21 protein-coding genes are annotated in these 20,041 nt (G+C 71.7%); 16 read left to right on the top strand and 5 right to left on the bottom strand.

What is annotated here, in order from left to right:
* Position 1 precedes the first annotated feature (1 nt).
* From M8I34_RS04590 to tgmB, 6 genes are all read left to right on the top strand, one after another.
* Positions 2 to 1,240 (top strand): cyclopropane-fatty-acyl-phospholipid synthase family protein, encoded by a 1,239-nt coding sequence (locus M8I34_RS04590; RefSeq protein ID WP_250048156.1) that lies wholly within the window; start codon positions 2 to 4, stop codon positions 1,238 to 1,240.
* The gene (locus M8I34_RS04585; RefSeq protein ID WP_250048007.1) at positions 1,237 to 2,532 is read left to right on the top strand and encodes a cyclopropane-fatty-acyl-phospholipid synthase family protein; all 1,296 of its coding nucleotides are present in this window, start codon (positions 1,237 to 1,239) and stop codon (positions 2,530 to 2,532) included. The genes M8I34_RS04590 and M8I34_RS04585 overlap by 4 nt, the downstream gene beginning before the upstream one ends.
* Positions 2,529 to 3,356 carry a DUF1295 domain-containing protein gene (locus M8I34_RS04580; RefSeq protein WP_250048006.1) on the top strand — a complete coding sequence of 276 codons (828 nt, stop codon included), beginning with the start codon at positions 2,529 to 2,531 and terminating at the stop codon, positions 3,354 to 3,356. Before M8I34_RS04585 ends, M8I34_RS04580 begins: the two co-directional genes overlap by 4 nt.
* Positions 3,353 to 4,066: an alpha/beta hydrolase gene (locus tag M8I34_RS04575; protein WP_250048005.1), complete on the top strand. Its 714-nt coding sequence runs from the start codon at positions 3,353 to 3,355 to the stop codon at positions 4,064 to 4,066. Before M8I34_RS04580 ends, M8I34_RS04575 begins: the two co-directional genes overlap by 4 nt.
* 423 nt (positions 4,067 to 4,489) lie before the next feature.
* A complete protein-coding gene (tgmA, locus tag M8I34_RS04570) occupies positions 4,490 to 4,681 on the top strand; it encodes a putative ATP-grasp-modified RiPP (protein WP_030079154.1) in 192 nt (63 codons plus the stop codon).
* Positions 4,682 to 4,687: 6 nt separating this feature from the next.
* Positions 4,688 to 5,617: an ATP-grasp ribosomal peptide maturase gene (gene tgmB / locus M8I34_RS04565; RefSeq protein WP_250048004.1), complete on the top strand. Its 930-nt coding sequence runs from the start codon at positions 4,688 to 4,690 to the stop codon at positions 5,615 to 5,617.
* Between the two features lie 130 nt (positions 5,618 to 5,747).
* Here tgmB and M8I34_RS04560 read toward each other — a convergent pair whose 3' ends face one another.
* From M8I34_RS04560 to M8I34_RS04550, 3 genes are all read right to left on the bottom strand, one after another.
* Complete coding sequence (locus tag M8I34_RS04560; protein WP_250048003.1) at positions 5,748 to 6,266, bottom strand: hypothetical protein; 519 nt, start codon at positions 6,264 to 6,266, stop codon at positions 5,748 to 5,750.
* A gap of 181 nt (positions 6,267 to 6,447) precedes the next feature.
* Positions 6,448 to 7,713, bottom strand: a complete 1,266-nt coding sequence (locus M8I34_RS04555) for an acyl-CoA dehydrogenase (protein WP_250048002.1) — start codon at positions 7,711 to 7,713, stop codon at positions 6,448 to 6,450.
* A gap of 317 nt (positions 7,714 to 8,030) precedes the next feature.
* Positions 8,031 to 8,489, bottom strand: coding sequence for an Rrf2 family transcriptional regulator (locus M8I34_RS04550; protein ID WP_250048001.1), 459 nt, complete (start codon positions 8,487 to 8,489; stop codon positions 8,031 to 8,033).
* A gap of 142 nt (positions 8,490 to 8,631) precedes the next feature.
* On the opposite strand from M8I34_RS04550, the gene M8I34_RS04545 reads away from it, so the two are divergent.
* The 7 genes from M8I34_RS04545 (at position 8,632) to M8I34_RS04515 (ending at position 15,503) form a co-directional block, all read left to right on the top strand.
* Positions 8,632 to 9,168 carry a (2Fe-2S)-binding protein gene (locus M8I34_RS04545; protein ID WP_250048000.1) on the top strand — a complete coding sequence of 179 codons (537 nt, stop codon included), beginning with the start codon at positions 8,632 to 8,634 and terminating at the stop codon, positions 9,166 to 9,168.
* 1 nt (position 9,169) lies between these two features.
* On the top strand, positions 9,170 to 10,168 hold the full coding sequence (locus M8I34_RS04540; RefSeq protein WP_250047999.1) for a xanthine dehydrogenase family protein subunit M: 999 nt from the start codon (positions 9,170 to 9,172) through the stop codon (positions 10,166 to 10,168).
* Positions 10,165 to 12,414 carry a xanthine dehydrogenase family protein molybdopterin-binding subunit gene (locus tag M8I34_RS04535; protein ID WP_250047998.1) on the top strand — a complete coding sequence of 750 codons (2,250 nt, stop codon included), beginning with the start codon at positions 10,165 to 10,167 and terminating at the stop codon, positions 12,412 to 12,414. The genes M8I34_RS04540 and M8I34_RS04535 overlap by 4 nt, the downstream gene beginning before the upstream one ends.
* 195 nt (positions 12,415 to 12,609) lie before the next feature.
* Positions 12,610 to 13,320 (top strand): response regulator transcription factor, encoded by a 711-nt coding sequence (locus tag M8I34_RS04530; protein ID WP_250047997.1) that lies wholly within the window; start codon positions 12,610 to 12,612, stop codon positions 13,318 to 13,320.
* The gene (locus M8I34_RS04525; RefSeq protein ID WP_250047996.1) at positions 13,317 to 14,810 is read left to right on the top strand and encodes an ATP-binding protein; all 1,494 of its coding nucleotides are present in this window, start codon (positions 13,317 to 13,319) and stop codon (positions 14,808 to 14,810) included. The genes M8I34_RS04530 and M8I34_RS04525 overlap by 4 nt, the downstream gene beginning before the upstream one ends.
* Positions 14,811 to 14,862: 52 nt before the next feature.
* A complete protein-coding gene (locus M8I34_RS04520) occupies positions 14,863 to 15,282 on the top strand; it encodes a hypothetical protein (protein ID WP_250047995.1) in 420 nt (139 codons plus the stop codon).
* Positions 15,279 to 15,503 carry a hypothetical protein gene (locus M8I34_RS04515; RefSeq protein WP_250047994.1) on the top strand — a complete coding sequence of 75 codons (225 nt, stop codon included), beginning with the start codon at positions 15,279 to 15,281 and terminating at the stop codon, positions 15,501 to 15,503. The genes M8I34_RS04520 and M8I34_RS04515 overlap by 4 nt, the downstream gene beginning before the upstream one ends.
* A 122-nt stretch (positions 15,504 to 15,625) precedes the next feature.
* Here M8I34_RS04515 and M8I34_RS04510 read toward each other — a convergent pair whose 3' ends face one another.
* Together M8I34_RS04510 and M8I34_RS04505 are read right to left on the bottom strand one after the other, a co-directional pair.
* Entirely contained in the window at positions 15,626 to 16,285 is a 660-nt protein-coding gene (locus M8I34_RS04510; protein WP_250047993.1) for an NADPH-dependent FMN reductase, read from the bottom strand.
* A 187-nt stretch (positions 16,286 to 16,472) separates the two neighbouring features.
* Positions 16,473 to 16,730 (bottom strand): WhiB family transcriptional regulator, encoded by a 258-nt coding sequence (locus M8I34_RS04505; protein WP_250047991.1) that lies wholly within the window; start codon positions 16,728 to 16,730, stop codon positions 16,473 to 16,475.
* Positions 16,731 to 17,200: 470 nt separating this feature from the next.
* On the opposite strand from M8I34_RS04505, the gene M8I34_RS04500 reads away from it, so the two are divergent.
* The 3 genes from M8I34_RS04500 (at position 17,201) to M8I34_RS04490 (ending at position 19,333) form a co-directional block, all read left to right on the top strand.
* Entirely contained in the window at positions 17,201 to 18,190 is a 990-nt protein-coding gene (locus tag M8I34_RS04500; protein ID WP_250047990.1) for an ornithine cyclodeaminase family protein, read from the top strand.
* Between the two features lie 159 nt (positions 18,191 to 18,349).
* Complete coding sequence (locus tag M8I34_RS04495; RefSeq protein ID WP_250047989.1) at positions 18,350 to 18,649, top strand: DUF6506 family protein; 300 nt, start codon at positions 18,350 to 18,352, stop codon at positions 18,647 to 18,649.
* 42 nt (positions 18,650 to 18,691) lie between these two features.
* Entirely contained in the window at positions 18,692 to 19,333 is a 642-nt protein-coding gene (locus tag M8I34_RS04490) for a chloramphenicol phosphotransferase CPT family protein (RefSeq protein WP_250047988.1), read from the top strand.
* Positions 19,334 to 20,041: the final 708 nt, after the last annotated feature.

Genomic DNA, 20,041 nt, shown 5'->3' with positions numbered 1-20,041 from the left:
GGTGGACGCGGCCAGGTGGCCGGATGTGGCGCGCGGTCCGCGCGGCTCGGCCGTCCGTACCGCCGTGACCCGGCTGATCGTCCGACGGGCGCTCGCCTCGCTGCCGCTGCGCGTCGCGCTCGGCGAGGCCCCGGCCACGGGCGAGGAAGGGCCCCTGGTACGGGTACACGACCCGGACGCGTTCTTCCGCCGGATCGGTACCGACGGGCTCATCGGCTTCGGCGAGTCCTATATGGCGGGGGAGTGGGACGCGGACGATCCGGTCGGCGCACTGACCGTGCTCGCCCGCCATCTCACCGCGTTGGTGCCCCGCCCCCTGCAACGGCTCCGCGGCGCCTGGGCGCACCGCAGGCCGAGCGGACAGCGCAACACGCTGGAGGGCGCACGGGAGAACATCCACCGCCACTACGACCTGTCCAACGAGCTGTTCGCGCTCTTCCTGGACCGGACCATGACGTACTCCTCGGCCCTCTTCCGCAAGCGTCCCGCCACCTGGAGCGATCTCGCCGACGCCCAGCACCGCAAGATCGACCGGCTCCTGGACCTGGCCGGCGTCGGCGAGGGCACCAGGCTGCTGGAGATCGGCACCGGCTGGGGCGAGCTGGCCCTGCGCGCCGCCGCCCGCGGTGCCCGCGTCGTCTCCGTGACCCTGTCACAGGAGCAGCGCGAGCTCGCCATGGCGCGTCTCGCGCAGGCCGGTTACGCGGACCGGGTCTCGGTCGAGCTGTGTGACTACCGGCAGGTGACCGGTGTGTACGACGCCGTGGTGAGCGTGGAGATGATCGAGGCCGTCGGCGAGGACTACTGGCCCGTCTACTTCGGCACCCTCGCACGCCTGCTGGTGCCCGGCGGCCGGATCGCGCTCCAGGCGATCACCATGCCGCACGACCGGATGCGCGCCACCCGCACCACCTACACCTGGATCCACAAGTACATCTTCCCCGGCGGTCTGATCCCCTCCGTCGAGGCCATCGGGCAGTGCGCCGCATCCGCCGGGCTGCGGGTACAGGAGAACGACGGATTCGGCGGCCACTACGCCGAAACGCTGCGGCTGTGGCGCGAGCGCTTCACGGACCAGCCCGCCACGGTCGCCTCGTTGGGCTTCGACGCGGTGTTCCGCCGCATGTGGGAGTTCTATCTGGCCTACTGCGAGGCCGGATTCCGCGCCGGCTACCTGGACGTACGCCAGCTGCTCCTGACCAAGGCCGCCACGACGGCGCGGGACGGCGGGGTCCGATGACGCGCGTCGCGCCCCGTCTCGCCGCACTGCTCGCAGGCCACTTCGCGGGCAGCCTGCCGGTGCGGCTGCGGGCCTGGGACGGCAGCGAGGCCGGGCCGAAGGCCGCGCCGGTCGTGGTGCTGCGCTCACCGCGAGCCCTGCGCCGTCTGCTGTGGCAGCCCGGTGAACTCGGGCTGGCCCAGGCCTACATCGCGGGCGAGCTGGACATCGACGGTGACCTCGCCGACGGCCTGAGCAGAGTGTGGCGCTCGGTACGGGAACACGGCCCGGCCCCCGGCTCCCCCGGCCCCCGGCAACTGGCCAGGATGGCCGTCACCGCACTGCGGCTCGGCGCACTGGGCCCGCGCCCGCCCGCTCCCGGAGCCCCGCGGGCACGGCTGCGGGGCACGCTCCACAGCACCGTCCGTGACCGGGCCGCCATCAGCCATCACTACGACCTGTCCAACGACTGGTACGCCCTGCTGCTGGACGAGACCATGGCCTATTCCTGCGGCTACTGGACGCGCCCCGCCGACCCCTCCTACGGACCGGCCGACGCCCAGCGGGACAAACTGGAGCTGGTCTGCCGCAAGCTGGGCCTTCGCCCCGGCGCCCGCCTCCTGGACGTCGGCTGCGGCTGGGGCAGTCTCGCGCTCCACGCGGCGCGGGAGCACCAGTCGCAGGTCACCGCGGTCACGCTCTCGCGAGAGCAGCACGCCTTTGTGGCCGCTCGCGTCCAGGAGCTCGGCCTGAGCGATCAGGTCGAGGTCCAGCTGCGGCACTACCGGTACATCGAGGGAGGCGGCTACGACGCGGTGAGCGCGATCGAGATGGGCGAGCATGTGGGCGACGCCGAGTACCCGGCCTTCGCCGCCCGGCTGCACGCGCTGCTGCGCCCCGGGGGGCGGGTGCTCGTCCAGCAGATGTCCCGCGGCGTCGCCGCACCCGGCGGCGGCGCGTTCATCGCGTCGTATATCGCTCCCGACATGCATATGCGCCCGCTGGGCGAGACCGTCGGCCTGCTGGAGGCCGGCGGGCTGGAGGTCCGGTCCGTCGAGTCGCTGCGGGAACACTACGCACGGACCATCGCCGCCTGGCACCGCACACTGGAGGCTTGCTGGGGGGAGTTCGTGGCACTGGCCGGGGAACCGACCGCCCGGGTCTGGCGGCTGTATCTGGCCGGGGCCGGCCTGGCGTTCACCGAGCGCCGGATGGGCGTCGACCAGATCCTCGCCGTACGCCCCACACCGGAAGGGGAGTCCGGCCTGCCGGCGACGCCGTACGACTGGTACGCGCGGGACGGCGGGCGATGACCGGATTCCCCTGGGCGGCCTTCGCCGTCAGCCTCGCGGTGGCGGCCGGTGCCGCGTTCGCCGTCATGCTGATCACGTTCGCCGTCGCCCGGGCCAAAGGGGTGCACCGGCTGGTGGACATCGCATGGGGAGCGGCCTTCACCGCGGTGGCCCTGACGACGTGTGCCCTGTCCGCCGGTTACGGGGACGACGGCCGGCGGATCCTGGTCACGGCCGCCACGGCGGTGTGGGGGCTGCGGCTGTCCGTCCATATCGCCCGGCGGGGGCGCGGGCACGGTGAGGATCCGCGCTACGCCCGCATGCTGGCCAAGGCCCCCGGCAGCCGCGACGCCTACGCCCTGCGCACGGTGTACCTGTCGCAGGGCGCACTGGTGTGGCTGATCTCGCTGCCGGTGCAGGTGGCTCAGTATGCGGCGGTGCCGCTGGGGGCGAGCGCCGTCGCCGGCGGGCTGCTGTGGGCGACCGGCTGTGTCCTCGAGAGCGTCGGGGACTTCCAGCTCGCCCGGTTCAAGGCCGACCCGGCCCACCGGGGCCGGGTGATGGACCGGGGCCTGTGGGGCTGGACCCGGCACCCCAACTACTTCGGCGACTTCCTCGTCTGGTGGGGACTGTTCCTGCCGGCCTGCGGCACCCTGCAAAGTGGCGCGGTCGCCGTGGTCTCGCCGCTGGTGATGTCGTACCTGCTGATCTGCGGCAGCGGTAAGCGACTGCTGGAGAACCACCTGGCCGACCGCCCCGGTTACGCCGCTTACACGGCCCGCACCAGCGGTTTCCTGCCGCTGCCACCGCGCCGACGCCCCCACCCGGAGGACCACCGCCCATGAGGACAGGCCCGGCACGGCCCGCACACCCCGACAGCGGCGGCGGACAGCGCGGCGCGCACCGTCCGCTGGTGGTCCACCGCCGCCCGGAAGTGCCGCGGGCCGCGGTGCTGCTGATGCACGGAGGGCGGGCCGACGGCCTGACCCCGCCACCACGGCTCAACCTCCCCGCACTGCGGATGCGGCCCTTCGGCTCCGCGATGTCCCGGCCACCCGGCGGCCGGGATCTGTTGCTCGCCTCCGTGCGTTACCGCTGCCGGGGGTGGAACGGTCCCCAGGCGGACGCCGCCCAGGACGCCCGCCGGGCGCTCGACGAGCTGACCGCGCTCGCCGCGGACGTACCGGTCGTGCTCGTCGGCCACTCCATGGGCGGCAGGGCCGCCCTGCTCACCGGCGGACACCCGGCAGTCCGCGGCATCGTGGCGCTCGCCCCCTGGTGCCCGCCCGGCGAACCCGTCTCCCATCTGCGCGGCAGGACCGTCGTCCTGCTGCACGACAAGCACGACCGGGTCACCGACGCCGAGGGCTCGTGGGCCTTCGCCGACCGTGCCCGGCAGTCGGGGGCCCGGGCCCACTCGGTCGCCATGCCGCGCGGCGGACACACCATGCTCCGTGGCGCCCGCCAGTGGCATCGCCTGACCGTGGATCTCGTCGTCGCCATCCTGGCCGGCACACCGTTGGAGGTATCGGCCGACGGACGGTTCCCCGGCTGAACCACCCGCACCACGCGTATCAGCAGCCCCACACGCCACACTTTTTTCTGACGTCTCGTCAGTTATTCACGGGGTGAGAGGGAGGCGGAAGTGCGCGATCCGGCGCGCGGCAGCGCGCCCCTGGATCGCCGTGCCGGGGCCCCTTCCGCGTGCCCAACTCCCGGGCGGGGAAGCCTTCTTGAGGGTGGGGGCAAGTGAGTGTCCCCTGCCCGAACGGGCCGTCAGGGCATGCCTCGACGGCGGTACTTGGCAAGGCCGGCGATTACGCGATCGTCGCTTTTCAGTCAAGAGGATCGCCGGAAACGAGCAAAAGAGGCAACTTACTGACCAGATTGTCGCGTCTTCCGTGCAGAGTCATCAAACGGGGCCTTGATGTATGCCCCGTGCCAAGGGCTCAGAAACCGGGCTTCCGAAGGAGAAGGTATGCGACCGTTTGCGTTGAGCTACGCCCGTCCGGCGGTGAAATCACCGACCACCACCCCCTACAGCTATGACGCCACACGGCAACTCAACGTCCTCCCGGATGGTCGCCCGGCTACCTGTAGCCGGGCGGTGCTGCTGGCAACCGGAACCACCGCCTCCACCGCCGGTTCCAAGACCCACTTCGACGACTGAGCGCCGATGACCGTCCTGGTCCTTACCTGCGAGGAAGATTTGACGGCGGACATCGTGGTGTCGACGTTGCAGGACCTCGGTGTCCCGCTCGTCCGCCTCGACCCCGCCGACCTGCCCGGGCGGGTTGCCCTGTCGGCGGAGTTCGCCGAGAACGATTTCCACGGATATCTCAAATCGGGCGAACGCATGGTGAGCCTGAGCAGTCTGCGCTCGGTTTGGGTCCGCCGCCCCGGCACCCCCGGCGCGCGCGCCCCTGAACAGTCCACCTGGATCACGGCCGAGTCCGAGCAGGCGCTGTACGGCATGCTCGCCTGCACCCCGGCACGCTGGATGAACCATCCCGCCGCGTCCGTGCAGGCACGCAACAAGCCGTGGCAGCTCCAGATCGCCCGCCGCAGCGGTTTCCTCGTGCCCCCCACACTGATCACCACGTTCCCGGCGGTTGCCCGGCAGTTCGCGGCCGCCCACCAGGACCTGGTGGTGAAATCGGTCAGCGGAAAGCACCCCGGCGACCCGCCGCTGGTGCTGCCCACCACACGCATCAGCCCGGACGCGGACTTCAGCGGCGTCGCGGCCGGTCCGACCCTGCTCCAGCAGCACATCCCCAAGGAGGCCGATATCCGGCTGACCTGCGTCGGTGAGCATCTGTTCGCCGCCCGCAAGAAAGCCGATCCCGAGGAAGTGGACAGCCGCTTCACCCAGAACGGCACCTGGGAGCCTGCCGAGGTGCCCGACTCCATCCACCGGGCGGTGGACCACTACATGAAAACCGCCCGACTTGCCTATGGTGCCTTTGACTTCGCCGAAGACCCGGACGGAGCATGGTGGTTCCTCGAATGCAACCAGGGCGGGCAGTTCGGGTTCGTCCAACTGGAGACCGATCAGCCCATCGCCCAGGCCATAGCCACCTGGCTGGCGGTGGAACCCGCCACCTGACCCGCAGCGGAGCCGGACGCCGGGACCGCGGCGTCGCGAGGCCAGAGGGCTGTGCACCCTGCCTCGTCCACGCGGTCCCGGCGCGCCGACCCCCGAGCCCGGCGCGCCCCAGCCGTCTGCCGCCTCCCGGCTACTTGCTCAGAACATTCGCGAACACGATGAACAGCCCGATCAGCACATCCACCCCACCGACCCGGAAGGACCCCGGCCAGTTCCGGCCCGCCACCCGGGCCGCCCACACCCCCCAGCCGAACAACGCCACCGTATTGATGGTCAGGGCGACGTCGATCGCGCTCGCCTCGCCCCACCACTTCGCGTGCGAACCGAGCAGCACGGCGATCGTCGGCACCACCGCGGCCACCAGCGGCCATTCCGTCAGCATCGAACGGACCGCGCTGGTGGTGACGTGGGTGTCCTCGTCCGTCTGGTGCGCGACGGAGTGGGCGTAGCCGTGTGCCGCGGCCGACGCCACTGCCGACAGCGCCACCCACAGCGCGTCGTACCCCGGGTTGGCCGGTGTGCCTTCATGGCTCAGCGCGGCGGCCAGCGCGCTGGCGAGCACCGAACCGTAGACCCCGCCGAACAGCAGTCGCTGGAGGGGTTCCGCCCGTCTGCCGGGCGGCAGGGAATCGCTGCGACCTACGGACAAGGCGCCACCTCACAGGACCGACGGGGCTTCCCCCGCTCCGGGGGCATCCACGAGATGTAGCAGCCCACAGCGCGGATCGGTCCGAAGCTACGCCGACGGCGCCGTCGAATTACCCCCGCGTCGCGGCAGTACGGCATCGCGGGTGCGGACGGGCTCCACCCTGCGGGCCGCGGCAGCGATGTCAGACACGCATGGTCAGGGGCGGGTGTGTGCCGTTCAGATAGTGGTCGCCGATGTCGCGGAGCTGGTGGGTGGGGGAGGCCTGCGCTGTCAGGATGCGTGCGTTGCGCCAGAACCGGTCGAACCCCGGAGCGCCGGCCGGGGAGTCGGCGCCCCGCGTGAGTTCCAGGACACGGGTGGTGATCTCCATCGCGGACCTGCTGGTGACGGCCTCGGCCGCGGCCACGAGGACCGCGATGTCGGCACGCTCGTCCACACCGAGCTCCTGCCCCGCGAGCAGGCCCCGCGCCAGCGCCTCCGTCGCCGATTCGACCACCGCCGCGGCGGTGTGAGCGGCCGTCACCAATTCCCCGTACGCGAGGAGGAGGTAGGGATCCGGACCGAGCCGCTCCGGGTACGCGTCGGCGTCCTGGCCCGTGGCCGGCCAGCCGCGCGGTGCGGCCAGGTCGAGGTCCCGTGCCTCGGCAAGGGCGCCTTCGGCCGTTCCCAGACCGACGTGGACGAGGGCGAGCCGGAGGGCCAGCGGGGCGAGCGTGGCGAAGGGGGAGACGGCGTGCTCGTCACGGGGGACGGCACCGAGGACGTGATCGGCGGGGACCGGGACACTGTCGAAACTGATACGGCCGGCGCCGGTGAGCCGCTGGCCGAGGCGGTCGTCCTCGGGGTCGGCCACCACACCGGGATGGTCCGGGTCGACACACACGATCAGCGAATCGCCGGTATCCGTGCACACCGCGCCGAGCACCAGCCGGTCCGCGACAAGGACGCCCGAGGCAAGGGCCTTGCACCCGTTGAGGAGGTACCCGCCGTCGGCCGGTGTGAGAGTGAGGTCGGGGCCTGCCGTCGGCTCCGGGTCCGGAATGTCGGCGCTCCCGCCCCAGAGCCACTGCTCCGCGGCCGTCCGGAGCTCCAGCCCGTCGGCCTTTTCCGGGGTGCCGAAGAACCGTGCGCTCCACGACAACACGTAGTGCCGGGCCAGCAGTTCACCGATGGAGCTGTCGGCCGCCGAGATCTCCCGGATGACCGCGCAGGCGGTGCGCCAGTCGACGCCGCGCCGGGCCGGGCCGGGTGGTGTCAGCAGCGCGGGCAGCCCCGCTTCGCGCAGCCGTGAGACCTCGTCGAACGGAGGCTTGCCCGCCCGGTCGCGGCTGAGGGCGTCGACGGCGAGGTCATCCGCGATCTCCCGGGTGACCCGGAGCCGGATCCCTTCATCGGCAAGGTGGTTGAGCTCCATGAAGGCGGGCCGTGCTGCGGATTTCTTCGGCATGGCGCCGTTCACCGTCCTGTCGGGTGTCTCCGGCGCGGGCCGGGAGAACGGGCCGTCGACCGGAGGAGCGGAACGCCTCGCTGCCCGCACGCCCACTTCGCCCACCCGGCTTCCCTAGTTTTCCCACTGGATTGATAGGGAATAGGATGCTGCCGGACTGCGGGCGGATCAAGGGGCGTTCGAGGGGTGGACAGTCCGGTCTCGGCATCCGGACGGGGCGTCTGGTGGCCCCGGCTACGCGTCCGACCGGCCGGACGGTCCCAGGGCCTGGCGTTTGGATCAGGCCGGGTTCACGGGGTCTGGCAAAACGACACCCCCTAGGGATTCGTCCAGGAAGCGGGGTCCTCGGTCAGTGCGGACACCTGGGCCGGCAGCTCGGCCGAGGCGACATCGGCCAGGGATACGCCGTCGAGGATCTGGCGGACGTTGGCCCGCAGGGCGACCCACAGCGGCAGCAGCGATGCGGCGGGCCCCGTGTACGACAACTCCGGCGGGCGGACTCCGCGTACCGACACCAGCGGACCGTCCACGACCCGGATGACATCCGCGATGCTGATGGCCTCGGCGGGCTTGGCCAGCCGGTAGCCGCCGTTGCCGCCGCGCCGGCTGTCGACGAGCCCGCCCCGGCGCATGTCGTTCAAGATGCCTTCGAGGAATTTATGCGGAATGTCCTGTGCCTGGGCGATGGCCTCCGCCTTGAGCGGCCCCGCGTCCCGGGCGGTGGCGAGTTGCAGCGCCGCCCGCACGGCATAGTCCGCTCTGGCTGAAATCCGCATGCCCCGCATTATCCCGTAAGGGGCGCCGCGCGGGACCTCCGGGTGCGACCGGGCCCGCTGCCCCGGAGCCTCCCCGTCCGGTTGCGAGCCCGGACGACCGGACGGAGGCTCGACGTACGGCATCGACTCCGAGGTGAGTGTCGTGGCAGACAAAGGCGCGTCAATATCCATCGCCGAGTCCTCCGCCTTGCTGACGCGAGGGCCCGACAGCGTGGAAGTGGACCTCGTCGTCAACGGCATCTCCCACGTACTGAATCTGGAACCCCGGGTGAGCCTCCTGGACGCCCTGCGTGAGCACATGGCTCTCACCGGTTCCAAAAAGGGCTGCGACCAGGGAACCTGCGGGGCGTGCACGGTCTGGGTCGACGGGCGCAGAGTGCTTGCCTGTCTGACGCTCGCCCTCACCTGCGAAGGCCGGGAAGTGACCACCATCGAAGGCCTCGCCGAGGACGGTGAGCTGCACCCGATGCAGCGCGCCTTCCTCGAACACGACGCCTTCCAGTGCGGGTACTGCACACCCGGGCAGATCATGTCGGCCGTCGCCCTGCTCGACGAAGGACATGCCGGGAGCGACAGCGAGATCGCCGAGTGGATGAGCGGCAATATCTGCCGGTGCGCGGCCTATCCCCATATCCGCGCCGCCATTCGTCAGGTGCGTGGCCGGAAGACAGGACAGTGACGTGCGTGCCATCAGCTACACCCGAGCGACGGACGTACCCGCCGCGGTCGCGGCGGTGACGAGTGATCCCGGAAGTTCCTACCTGGCGGGCGGCACCACGGAAGTCGATCTGCTCCGGCTGGATGTGCTGCGCCCCCATCGTCTGGTGGACATCAACCGACTGCCGCTGGCCGGCATCGAGGACCGTTCCGACGGGGGACTGTTGATCGGCGCGCTGGCCCGGATGAGCGAGGTGGCGCAGGCACGCGCGGTCGTGGAGCGCTTCCCGATGCTCTCCCAGGCGCTGCTCCTCGGGGCCTCCGCCCAGCTGCGGAACATGGCCTCCATGGGCGGAAATCTGATGCAGCGCGTGCGGTGCTCCTATTACCGCGACCCCGAATCCGCGTGCAACAAGCGCGTTCCGGGCAGCGGCTGCTCCGCGTTGGAAGGCGTCCACCGCGGTCACGCGATCCTCGGCACGAGCGAGCACTGCATCGCCACCCACCCCTCCGACATGGCGGTCGCGCTGGTCGCCCTGGACGCCGTCGTGCATGTGGAGGGCACCAAGGGATCCCGCACCATCCCGGTCGACGACTTCTTCCTGCTCCCGGAGGACACCCCCGAGCGGGAGCACCCCCTCACCCCCGGCGAACTGATCACCGCGATCGAGGTGCCCTCGGTCCCGATGGCGCGCAGATCGCTGTATCTCAAGGTGCGCGACCGTGAGTCCTACGAGTTCGCCCTCGCTTCGGCAGCCGTGGCGCTGGCACTGGAGGACGGCGTGATCCGCGAGGCCCGGCTCGCCCTGGGCGGCGTGGCGACCAAGCCGTGGCGCGCGCACCGGGCCGAGGACATCCTCGTGGGCGAGCGCGCCGACGTGGAGGTGTTCGTGCGGGCCGCGGCCGCCGAGCTGGCCCCCGCCGTCACCCGCCCGATGAACGGCTTCAAGGCGGAACTCGCCCGGCGGACCCTCGTCCGGGCGCTACAGACCGTCGCCGCGCAAGGAGGAGGGACGGCATGACCACGGGCGCCACACTCACGGCCGTCGGCCGGCCCCTCGCCCGCGTCGACGGTCCCGCCAAAGTCACCGGAAGCGGCCGCTACGCAGCGGAGTTCACGCTGCCCGGCACCACATATGCCGCCCTCGTCGGCGCCCGCACGGCCGGCGGGCGGGTGGTCGGAATCGACACCAGTGCCGCGGAGAACGCCGGCGGTGTGCTCGCCGTGCTGACGCACCGTAACCTGCCGAAGATCGCCGCCCCGCCCCACCTGCTGCCGTCCCTGGCAGGCCACGCCGCCCCCGGGGAGAGCTTCTTCCCCCTACAGAGCGACGTCGTCCACTACTTCGGACAGCCGGTGGCCATGGTGATCGCGGACTCGCACGAACGCGCCCAGTTCGCGGCCCGGCAGGTGCACGTCGACTACGAGCGGAGCGCCTCCATCACCACCCTCGACGAGGGCCGGGACCAGGCCTATGAACCCGAGGCGATCTTCGCGGGGTTCATCCCGGCACGCAGCGTGCGCGGTGATGTCGAGGCCGGTTTCGAGGCGGCGACCCACCGGCTCGACGCGACGTACCATTTCGCAGCGAATCACCACAACCCCATCGAGCCCTCGGCCACCACAGCGGTCTGGGACGGCGACCGGCTCACTCTCTACGACGCCACCCAGGGGATCGTGGCCAGCCAGAGCACCGTGGCGGCGCTGCTGGGCATCCCGCCGTCGAAGGTACGGGTCCGTGCCTCGTACGTCGGCGGGGGATTCGGCTGCAAAGCCATGATCTGGCCGCACGTCACCCTCGCGGCCATGGCCGCACGGCATGTGCGGCGCCCCGTCAAGCTGGCGCTCACCCGCGAGCAGATGTTCACCTCCTGCGGCCACCGCGAGGAGCAGGAGCAACGCGTCGAACTCGGCGCCACGGACGACGGCCGGCTCACCGCCCTGCGCCACCACAAGCTCTCGCTGACCTCGCCCTTCGACGAATGGGCCGAACCCTCGCTCAGCATCGCCTCGCAGGCCTACGCCTGCCCCCACTACGAGGGCGTCTACCGGCTGATCCGCGGCAACACCATGACGCCCACCTTCACCCGCGGCCCCGGCGAGACCACGGGCATGTTCGCCCTGGAATGCCTGATGGACGAGCTCGCGCACCGCATCGGCGTCGACCCGGTGCAGTTGCGGCTGCGCAACCACGCCGAGGCCGACCCCAACACCGGCCACCCGTGGTCGAGCGACGGCGCGCAGGAGTGCTACCGCCGCGGCGCGGCCCGCTTCGACTGGCAGTCGCGCAACCCCGAACCCCGCTCCGAGCGGGACGGCAACTGGCTCATCGGCAAGGGCATGGCCACCTCCGGATACCCGGTGTTCTTCCCCATGCAGCCGCAACGCGCCCGGGCCCGCCTGTACGCCGACGGGTCCGCCGTGGTGCAGGCCGGCACACAGGACTTCGGCACCGGATCGGGTACCGCGATGACCCAGGTCGCCGCCGACGGCCTGGGCGTCTCCGTGGAGAACGTCCGGTTCGAGTACGGCGACACCGACCTGCCGAACGTCGCGGCCGCGGTCGGCTCGGCGGGCGCCGGCATGCTCAGTGCCGCGGTGCACACGACGGTCACCACGCTCCGCGACCAGATGATCGAGCAGGCGATCGCCGACCCCGACTCCCCGCTGCACCAGGCGGACCCGGCCGCCGTCGTGGTCCGCGGCGGGCGGATGGAGCTGCGGGACGAGCCCGGCAGCGGCGAGTCCTACCGTGACCTGATGCAGCGTCACTCCATGACCGACATGGACGCGCTCGGCAGCTGGCAGCCGCCGGCACCGAACGTGCCCTACGGGCTCGCCACCTTCGGGGCCCAGTTCGCCGAGGTCGCCGTCGATCCGGACCTCGGGATCGTCCGCGTACGCCGGATGGTCGGCGCCTTCGCCCCGGGCCGGATCCTCAATGCCAGGACCGCCCACAGCCAGGTCATGGGCGGCATGCTCTGGGGTCTCAGCCAGGCACTGCTGGAGGGCAGTCTGGTCGACACCCGCGACGGCCGCTGGGCGAACGCAAGCCTCGGGGAGTACCTCGTACCGGTCAACGCCGATGCTCCGGACGTCGACATCGAGTTCGTGGAGGTCACGGACACGGTCGTCAACCCGCTGGGCGTCAAGGGCCTCGGAGAGGTCGGCATGGTCGGCGCCGCGGCGGCCATCGCCAACGCCGTCTTCCACGCGACCGGCTACCGGGCCAGGGAACTGCCGATCAGGATCGAGCACCTCCTGTAGCGCCGGCCCTGCCCCTGCCCCGCCCCTTCCCCTGCCCTTCCCCGCCCCTGCCGGCGCCCGGCAGCCGGCCTGCCGGAGCCGACGCGGCCCGCAACCGGCAGTTCACAGCCGCACGCCCAGGCCCGGACCGTGGCCGATGCCCCGCGGAGCCCATGACGGATGATGTCGTCAGGCGGCGGTACCACGGAGGCACGCATGTACGGACAAAGCAGTACCGGCCGGGTCCTGCTGGTGGATGACGACGCGGCGATCCGGCGGTCGCTCGGGCGCGGCCTGCGGCTCAACGGCTTCACCGTGGGCCTGGCGGACGGCGGCCGGGCCGCGCTGGAGCGGATGGCCGAGACGCCGCCGGACGTCATGGTCCTCGACATCTCGATGCCCGGCCTCGACGGCATCGCGGTGTGCCGGCGGCTCCGGGAGAACGGCAACGACATACCCGTGCTGATGCTGTCCGCGCTCGACGAGGTCACCGACCGGGTGGCCGGACTGCAAGCAGGCGGGGACGACTACCTCGTCAAACCGTTCGCCCTGGACGAGCTGGTGCTGCGCCTGCACGCACTGCTGCGGCGCAGGCCGCCCGCCCCCACCGATGCCGTGCGCGTCGGCGGCCTCGCGCTCGACACCGCGGCGCACCGCGCACGGCTCGACGACCGGGAAGTGGCGCTGACGCGACGCGAGTTCGCCCTGCTGGAGGTCCTGGCCCGGAACGCCGGGCAGGTGCTCACCCGCGACCAGCTCCTGGAGCGCGTATGGGGCTACGACTTCGAGGTGCGCACCGACGCCGTGGACACCTTCGTCAGCTATCTGCGGCGCAAACTGGAAGCCGGCGGGCGGAGCCGGATCGTGCACACGGTGCGCGGCGTCGGCTTCGTACTGCGGGACGACGAGAGCGGGGCGGCGCGATGAGGCTGTCGACGCGGATCGCGCTCGTGGTCGGGATGGTGGTGCCGCTGCTGGTGGTGGTGTCCGGCTGGCTCCTGGTGCAGTTGGTGGGCAAGGATCTGCGCACCCAGGCGGATCAGCGTCTCGCCGAACGTGCGCAGAGCGTCGCCGTCGCCGCGCGCGGCCTGTTGCGCGCCACCTCCCACGACCGCCCGCGCGCCGAGCAGGCCCGCCAGCGGAAGCTGTTCACCGCGGCGCTGGACGTCGGCGTCCGGCTGTCCGGCCCCGAGGGCACCGTCATGGACGGCCCGCAACCCGCGGCGTCGGTTCCCCTGCCCAGAAGGACGCATCACCCCTCCACCGTGCGGTCACAGGGCAGGAGCTGGCGGGTGCTCGCCGTGCCGGTCACCGGTCGCGGCGCCGGAGTGCGGGGGACGCTGTGGCTGTTCTCCCCGGACACGGCGCGCGACGCACAGCTCGGCATGGTGCGCCGCAGAGTCGTCACGGTGGCGCTGCTCGCCGCACCCCTGGCCGGCGCCGCGGCCTGGCTGCTCGCCGCCCGCGCGGCCCGCCCGTTGCGGCGCCTCCAGCAGGCGGCCGGCGGTCTCGACCCGCACACCAGCGCCGCTCGGCTGGATCACGCCCCGACCCGGATCACCGAGGTCGACGACCTCGCCCGCACGCTCCAGACGTTCCTGACCCGGTACGACGAGCAGGCCGCCCGCACCGCCGAGGCGCTGGCCTCGGCCCGCTCGTTCTCCGCCGCCGCGTCCCACGAACTGCGCACACCGCTGATGAGCATGCAGACCAACCTCGACATCCTCGACGCGTTCCAGGATCTCGACGCCGCCGACCGGGCGGAGACCGTCGACGATCTGCGGCACGAACACGCCCGTCTGCTGGGCCTCCTGGTGATGCTCCGAGCACTTGCGCAGGGCGATCTGGTCGAGGCGGACTCCTTTGCCGCCATCGACCTGGCAGAGCTCGCCGACGAGGCGGTCGCCGACATCCGGCGCAGGCACCCCGGGGCCGAGGTGGTGGTCCACAGCAGCCCGGGGCTGACGGTCCACGGATGGCAGCCCGGTCTGCGCTCGATGCTGGACAACCTCCTGACGAACGCGCTGGTCCATGGCCGGTCCGCCGAGGAGCGGGCCCATGTCGCGCTCTGCCTCCGCGCCGGAGAGGAGAGCGGTTCGCCCCGCGTCGTCCTCGGTGTCGAGGACCGGGGGCCGGGCGTACCGCAGCAGCGTCGGGAGGCGATCTTCCAGCGCTTCCAGCGCCGCGCGGACAGCCCGGGTTCCGGTCTCGGTCTCACCCTGGTCGCACAGCAGGCCGCCCTGCACCGGGCGAGGCTGCGGGTCCTGGACGGCGCCGGGGGCCGGGGCGCCCGCTTCGAGGTGACGTTCCCCGCCGCGCCCGCCCACTGCCCTCAGCACACAGCACTGCCCGCGCACCGGGACTGGCTGGCGGATCCCGGTGACCGGCCACAAGGTTTCCACAAAGAGCATCTCTAACTTCTCCTCGCAGGCGGGCACCGTGCCCGCCACGCACCTGAGGAGGACCTTCATGCGCACCCGGAACATCGCCCTCTCTTCGGTGGCTGCGGCCACCGCCCTGCTCGGCGTCGCGGGCACCGCCGCCGCGGACAGCACCCCGGCGCCCTCCACCTCCACCTCCACCTCCGCCGCCAAGTCCGGCGCCGGCGACGGTGCGCAGGCCCTGTGCAAGCGCGTCCCGAAGATCGAGAAGCGCATCCACCGGGCACTTCAGCGGCTGGAGGGCAAGGCCGGGCGCCGCGGCTCCGTCGCCCGCCTGGAGAAGCGGCTGGAGAAGGCCAAGGCCGCCGGGCACACCGAGATCGCGAACTTCCTCGACCACAAGCTCACCCGCCGCAAGTCCCTCGTCCCCACCCTCCAGCAGCGGCAGAAGGACCTCGCCAAGGTCGCCACCTGGTGCCGCACCCACCACAACGCGGCCTCGTCGTGACCCGCGCCGGCCAGGCCGCCGTCTTCGCGGCCACCACCCTCCTGTGCGGGCTGCTCGTCGCCGGATGCGGCAACGGGGTGCGCACCGAGGGCGACACCCCGCACGCGACACCGTCGCCCGCCTCGCCGGCCCCCACCGATCTGTCGGACATGCGCAAGCTGGTGGACGGTGCCGAGAGCGCGGCCGCGGCCGCGGACTCCGAGACGGCCGCGGACCGCTGAGCCCGCACCGAAGACGACGCGTACGCCCCACCGTGCCGGAGGGGCGTACGGGGAACAGGGGCAGCACACGGTGCGACGCCAACACCTGTGCAGGGCCGCCGACTTGGGTGCGGCGACCCGGTTCAGTCCTCCGCCCGCTGCGTGACAGGAGCCTCGGTGCGGTCTCCCGGGAACTCGTACCACCGGCGCCGGAGACAGACATAGCGCGCATCGGCCTCGACGAGACGGAGGAAGGCAAGAACGGTCTCACTCAGCCGCTCTTGCAGCGCGGAATCGGTCAGCTGCCCGTCTTCGGTGAAGCCCTGGTGCGCCGCGGCAAGGCTGAACATGTCGGGGTAGACGCGGGTGCCGAGGTGCTCCAGCGGAACCCTCAGCGCCCACAGCCCCCGGTTGCCGCCGACGAGTGAGGGGGAAGCGGAGACCAGCAGCGCATGCTTGGTCTTGAACGGCTGCGGCCGGACCCGCGACACCCAGTCGATCGCGTTCTTCACGACTCCCGGCACGGACGCGTTGTACTCGGGGGAGGCCAGCACGAAGGCGTCACATCGCTCCAGCCGGTCACGCAGCGCCAGAGCACCCGCCGGCAGCCCGTGTGCGGCCTCCACGTCGCCGTCGTACAGCGGCATGTCGAAGTCCCGCATCGCGGCGAGGTCGACGACGGCGCCGGCGTCCGTCAGCATGCGGCCGACAAGGGAAGCCAGCCGGGCATTGCTCGATCCGGCCCGCAGCGAGGCGCCGAGAACAAGGACGCGCAGCGGTCCGGGGTGTGCATCCGTGGGCATGGTGACGTCCTTCCGGCACATGCATGCGCGTGCCCGTTGCCGCACTCACACGGCCACCGCCTGGGGTGACGAAAGCGTACAGGCGCACCGGCGGCACACCCGGTACCCACCACGCCATGTCCTGACCGGCTCCACCGGGTCCTGGCCGACTCCGGGCCCGCAGGAGCCGTTGCCCGGCCCGGCGCCCCTATGCGGAAGCGCTGCGGGCCCGGTTCCGGGCGGCCCGACGCCGCATGGCGCGCCGCTCGTCCTCGCTCATCCCGCCCCAGACACCTGCGTCCTGGCGGGATTCCAGCGCCCACTGCAAACACTGCCCCATCACCGGGCAGCGGTGGCAGACGGCCTTGGCCTCCTCGATCTGGAGGAGCGCCGGGCCGGTGTTGCCGACCGGAAAGAAAATTTCGGGATCTACTTCGCGGCACACCGCGTCGTGACGCCAGTCCATGATTGCCTCCGTTCTCCGCGGCCGAGCGCGGTCGAGTCCACTACGGCGAGGTGCCGGGCGCTGTGCACGTCCTCAACTGCCGTGCCCGGCCGTCCTGTTGTCCTCGCGTGCCCGATCCTGCGCCCGCAATGCGCCGCCGTCGCCGGCCGGCGTATCCGGTCGGGCGCGGCGCGATCACCGTTGTGTTCGGCCACCGCGCCGCCTACCCCGAGTTCCACGCGGCACTCCTGCACCGCGCGGGCCACGGGGCCGCACCGGTCTCGCGGCCGAGGTCCCGGGAGCCGCCGGGAGAGCGCCTCAGGGTCGCTCCATGGTCACCGTGCTCGTCAACGGCCTGCTCGGAGACATCCCCCGTCCATCCCAGAAAGATCACGCAAGGGGCTACGGCCGCTCCCTCGTCCCGGCGTAACGTCGGCCGTACGGCTGTGATCAGGAGGTGCCGTACGGCTGTGATCAGGAGGTTGAGACGAATGCTGGTTCTCGGGCGCTCGCAGGTCGAGGCGCTGCTCGACCCGGATACGCTGATCGACGCCCTGGCGTCGGCGATGGCGGACCTGAGCGCGGGCCGCGCTTCCTCGCCGGACCGCGTCGCCGCCCTGGTACCCGAACGGGACGGCTTCCTGGCAGCCATGCCGGGCTACGTACCCTCGGCCGGGGTCCTCATGAGCAAGCTGGTCTCCGTCTTCCCGCACAACGGCGGTACCCCTGTTCCGACCCACCAGGCACTGATCGTCGTCTTCGACCCGCACACCGGGGAGCCCGCGGCGCTGCTGGACGGTACGGCCATCACCGCCGCGCGGACCGCGGCCGGTTCGGCTCTCTCCGCGCGCCTGCTGGCCCGGGAGGACGCCTCGGTGCTGGCGGTCCTGGGCACCGGAGCCCAGGCCCGGTCGCATGCCGAGGCGATGTGCCGGGTCCGCCCGATCCGGCACATTCGCGTGGCGGGCCGCGACCGGGCGAAGGCGACCGCCCTGGCCGAGGTACTGTCATCCGAACTCCAGGTCCCCGCCGAGGCGACAGCGAGCTACGCCGAGGCACTGGACGGCGCCGAGATCGCCGCCGCGACCACCCACGCCGTCGAGCCCGTGATCCGCCGTTCCTGGCTGACCCCGGGCGTGCATGTGACCTCGGTGGGCTTCAACCCGGACGGCCGCGAGATCGACGACGCCACGATCGCCGAAGCGCTGGTGTGCGTCGAGTCGCGGCAGGCGGCCCTGGCACCTTTCCCGGCGGGCAGCAACGACCTGCTGCTCCCCCTTCGCGACGGCGTCATCACGGAAGCCCATGTGCACGCCGAGCTGGGCGAACTCATCTCCGGCAGCAAGCCGGGCCGCACCTCTCCGGACCAGATCACCCTCTACAAGTCCGTAGGCGTGGCGGTGCAGGACGCGGCAGCCGCCGCCCTGGTCGTCGCGGCTGCCCGCGAACAGTCGGCAGGGTCGGACATCCGGCTGGAGTGACGCACGGCTGCCGGGGGCGCCTGCGGAGGGACACTGCGCGCGCCGACCGTCCCGGCGGCGCGGGTCACGATGCAGCGTTTTCCGGCCACTCGGAGGGCGAGCTCACTCGCGTCTGGTTGGGTGGCGAAGACGTCGACAAGGAACGAGGAGGCTGAGCTCATGGCGCTCACGCACTGGGGCTTCATCTACACCGCGGCAGGCAGCGACGCGAGCAACAGCATCAACGTGGTCGACACCGGCCGGTGCCGCACCGTGCTGGTGGGGGTCGAAAAGCCGGAGGAGGGCATCGAGGCCGCGCGCCGCCTCGTCGACGAGGGGGCGCAACTCATCGAACTGTGCGGCGGTTTTGGGCCGGTATGGGCCGGGCGGATCATCGAGGCGATCGAGGGCGCGGTCCCCGTGGGGGTGGTCGGCTACGGCCCCGAAGCGGTTGACCAGGTCCACGCGATCTTCTCCTGACCGCCGGGCACGTCAGCGAAAGGGAGCCGAGAGGGAGCCGAGATGACCCAAGGAAGCAGACACCCGACCGGGTCGTCCACGTCCGACGCCGACGGCGCGGACACCCCTCATGGCGGGCACATCGGGCGCATCATTTTCCTGAACGGCACCTCCAGCTCCGGAAAGTCGAGCATCGCCCGGGAACTCCTTCGCACCCTGGACGAGACGTACTTCCACATGCCCGTCGATGCCTTCCACGCCATGCGATCCCGCCACGAGATATCGCCGGAAGAGCTGCCCGCCGTTCTTCATCGCACATGGAGGGGCTTCCACCGCGCGGTCGCCGGAATGGCGGCAGGCGGCAACAACGTGGTGGTGGACCATGTGCTGAGCGAGCCGTGGCGTCTGCTGGACTGCCTCGAGCTCTTCCCTCCCCGGAATGTCGTCCTGGTCGGCGTGCGCTGTCCGCTCCGGGAACTGGAACGGCGCGAGACCCAACGAGGCGACCGTCCGGCAGGGCTGGCGGCCCGTCAGTGGGATCAGGTCCACGCCCACGGCCTGTACGACATCGAGTGCGACACCGCCGCGGCCGACGCGGAGGACTGTGCGCGGCAGATCAAGGACTTCCTGCCGCGACGACCCGCTCCTACCGCCTTCGAGCAGCTGAGGGCAAAGCTCCGTCCTGACCTGCCGGCCGCCGGCTGACGCCAAAACCAGCCGGCATCCGCGGCCACGACGGATGTCCGCCTACGGACGCCCCTCGGAGATCCCTCGGAGACCCCTCAGCGTCCGTACGTCCTGTGGCACAGCCGCAAAAGATCCGGACGGACGCGGCCGGATGCCATCCGGCACACCACGCCGGGATCGATCGTCGGCCGTGGCCGGGACTGCCGCGGGCGTTCCTGTGCGGGCGCGGGCGCGTGGTGTCCCTGCCGGGGTGTCGTGCGTGCCGGTACCGGACGGGGCCTCGCCGGCCTGGCGTGCGAGAGGTGCGGTGGCGCCTGGACCACCTGCCGTTGCCGTCGGGGCACGGCTGTTGCGTGCCGCGAGGTGGCATCTTTCTTGTGTGACTTCGAGGGCCGTTTCGGCTTTCGCCCGGCGGACGCCACATCCACCAGCCGCTCACGTGACGAACCCTGCGTGGGCAGCAGGAGCGGTGAGGGCCGGGCCGGAGCGACGGTGCGTCCGCCCGGTGCGCGACCGGGCTCGTGCAAGGATCCGCCGGCCGGAAGGGACACGCAGCCGCTGGTGGTCAGGAGGACGGCCGCCGCTGCGGCGAGGCGAAGCAGTAGAAGGCGCACGTCCTCACGGTGTCGGAGGCCCGCGGACTGTCCAAACGACGCGCCGAGCGGCCACGCGGACGAAGGACCACACCGAACTCCTGTGGGGCTCCCGGCTGACGCGATGTCACCC

The organism is Streptomyces sp. MCA2, from assembly GCF_023544705.1.
GTDB classification, from domain to species: Bacteria; Actinomycetota; Actinomycetes; order Streptomycetales; family Streptomycetaceae; genus Streptomyces; species Streptomyces decoyicus.
Note: the sequence above shows the minus strand (reverse complement) of the source record. Positions and strands in the feature narration are given on the sequence as shown.

Bases quoted from the DNA above. Each gene is read 5' to 3' on its own strand.
- M8I34_RS04585 (WP_250048007.1), top strand. From the start codon at position 1,237: ATGACGCGCGTCGCGCCCCGTCTCGCCGCACTGCTCGCAGGCCACTTC.
- M8I34_RS04580 (WP_250048006.1), top strand. From the start codon at position 2,529: ATGACCGGATTCCCCTGGGCGGCCTTCGCCGTCAGCCTCGCGGTGGCG.
- M8I34_RS04575 (WP_250048005.1), top strand. From the start codon at position 3,353: ATGAGGACAGGCCCGGCACGGCCCGCACACCCCGACAGCGGCGGCGGA.
- tgmA (WP_030079154.1), top strand. From the start codon at position 4,490: ATGCGACCGTTTGCGTTGAGCTACGCCCGTCCGGCGGTGAAATCACCG.
- tgmB (WP_250048004.1), top strand. From the start codon at position 4,688: ATGACCGTCCTGGTCCTTACCTGCGAGGAAGATTTGACGGCGGACATC.
- M8I34_RS04555 (WP_250048002.1), bottom strand. From the start codon at position 7,713: ATGCCGAAGAAATCCGCAGCACGGCCCGCCTTCATGGAGCTCAACCAC.
- M8I34_RS04550 (WP_250048001.1), bottom strand. From the start codon at position 8,489: ATGCGGATTTCAGCCAGAGCGGACTATGCCGTGCGGGCGGCGCTGCAA.
- M8I34_RS04535 (WP_250047998.1), top strand. From the start codon at position 10,165: ATGACCACGGGCGCCACACTCACGGCCGTCGGCCGGCCCCTCGCCCGC.
- M8I34_RS04530 (WP_250047997.1), top strand. From the start codon at position 12,610: ATGTACGGACAAAGCAGTACCGGCCGGGTCCTGCTGGTGGATGACGAC.
- M8I34_RS04525 (WP_250047996.1), top strand. From the start codon at position 13,317: ATGAGGCTGTCGACGCGGATCGCGCTCGTGGTCGGGATGGTGGTGCCG.
- M8I34_RS04520 (WP_250047995.1), top strand. From the start codon at position 14,863: ATGCGCACCCGGAACATCGCCCTCTCTTCGGTGGCTGCGGCCACCGCC.
- M8I34_RS04510 (WP_250047993.1), bottom strand. From the start codon at position 16,285: ATGCCCACGGATGCACACCCCGGACCGCTGCGCGTCCTTGTTCTCGGC.
- M8I34_RS04505 (WP_250047991.1), bottom strand. From the start codon at position 16,730: ATGGACTGGCGTCACGACGCGGTGTGCCGCGAAGTAGATCCCGAAATT.
- M8I34_RS04500 (WP_250047990.1), top strand. From the start codon at position 17,201: ATGCTGGTTCTCGGGCGCTCGCAGGTCGAGGCGCTGCTCGACCCGGAT.
- M8I34_RS04495 (WP_250047989.1), top strand. From the start codon at position 18,350: ATGGCGCTCACGCACTGGGGCTTCATCTACACCGCGGCAGGCAGCGAC.
- M8I34_RS04490 (WP_250047988.1), top strand. From the start codon at position 18,692: ATGACCCAAGGAAGCAGACACCCGACCGGGTCGTCCACGTCCGACGCC.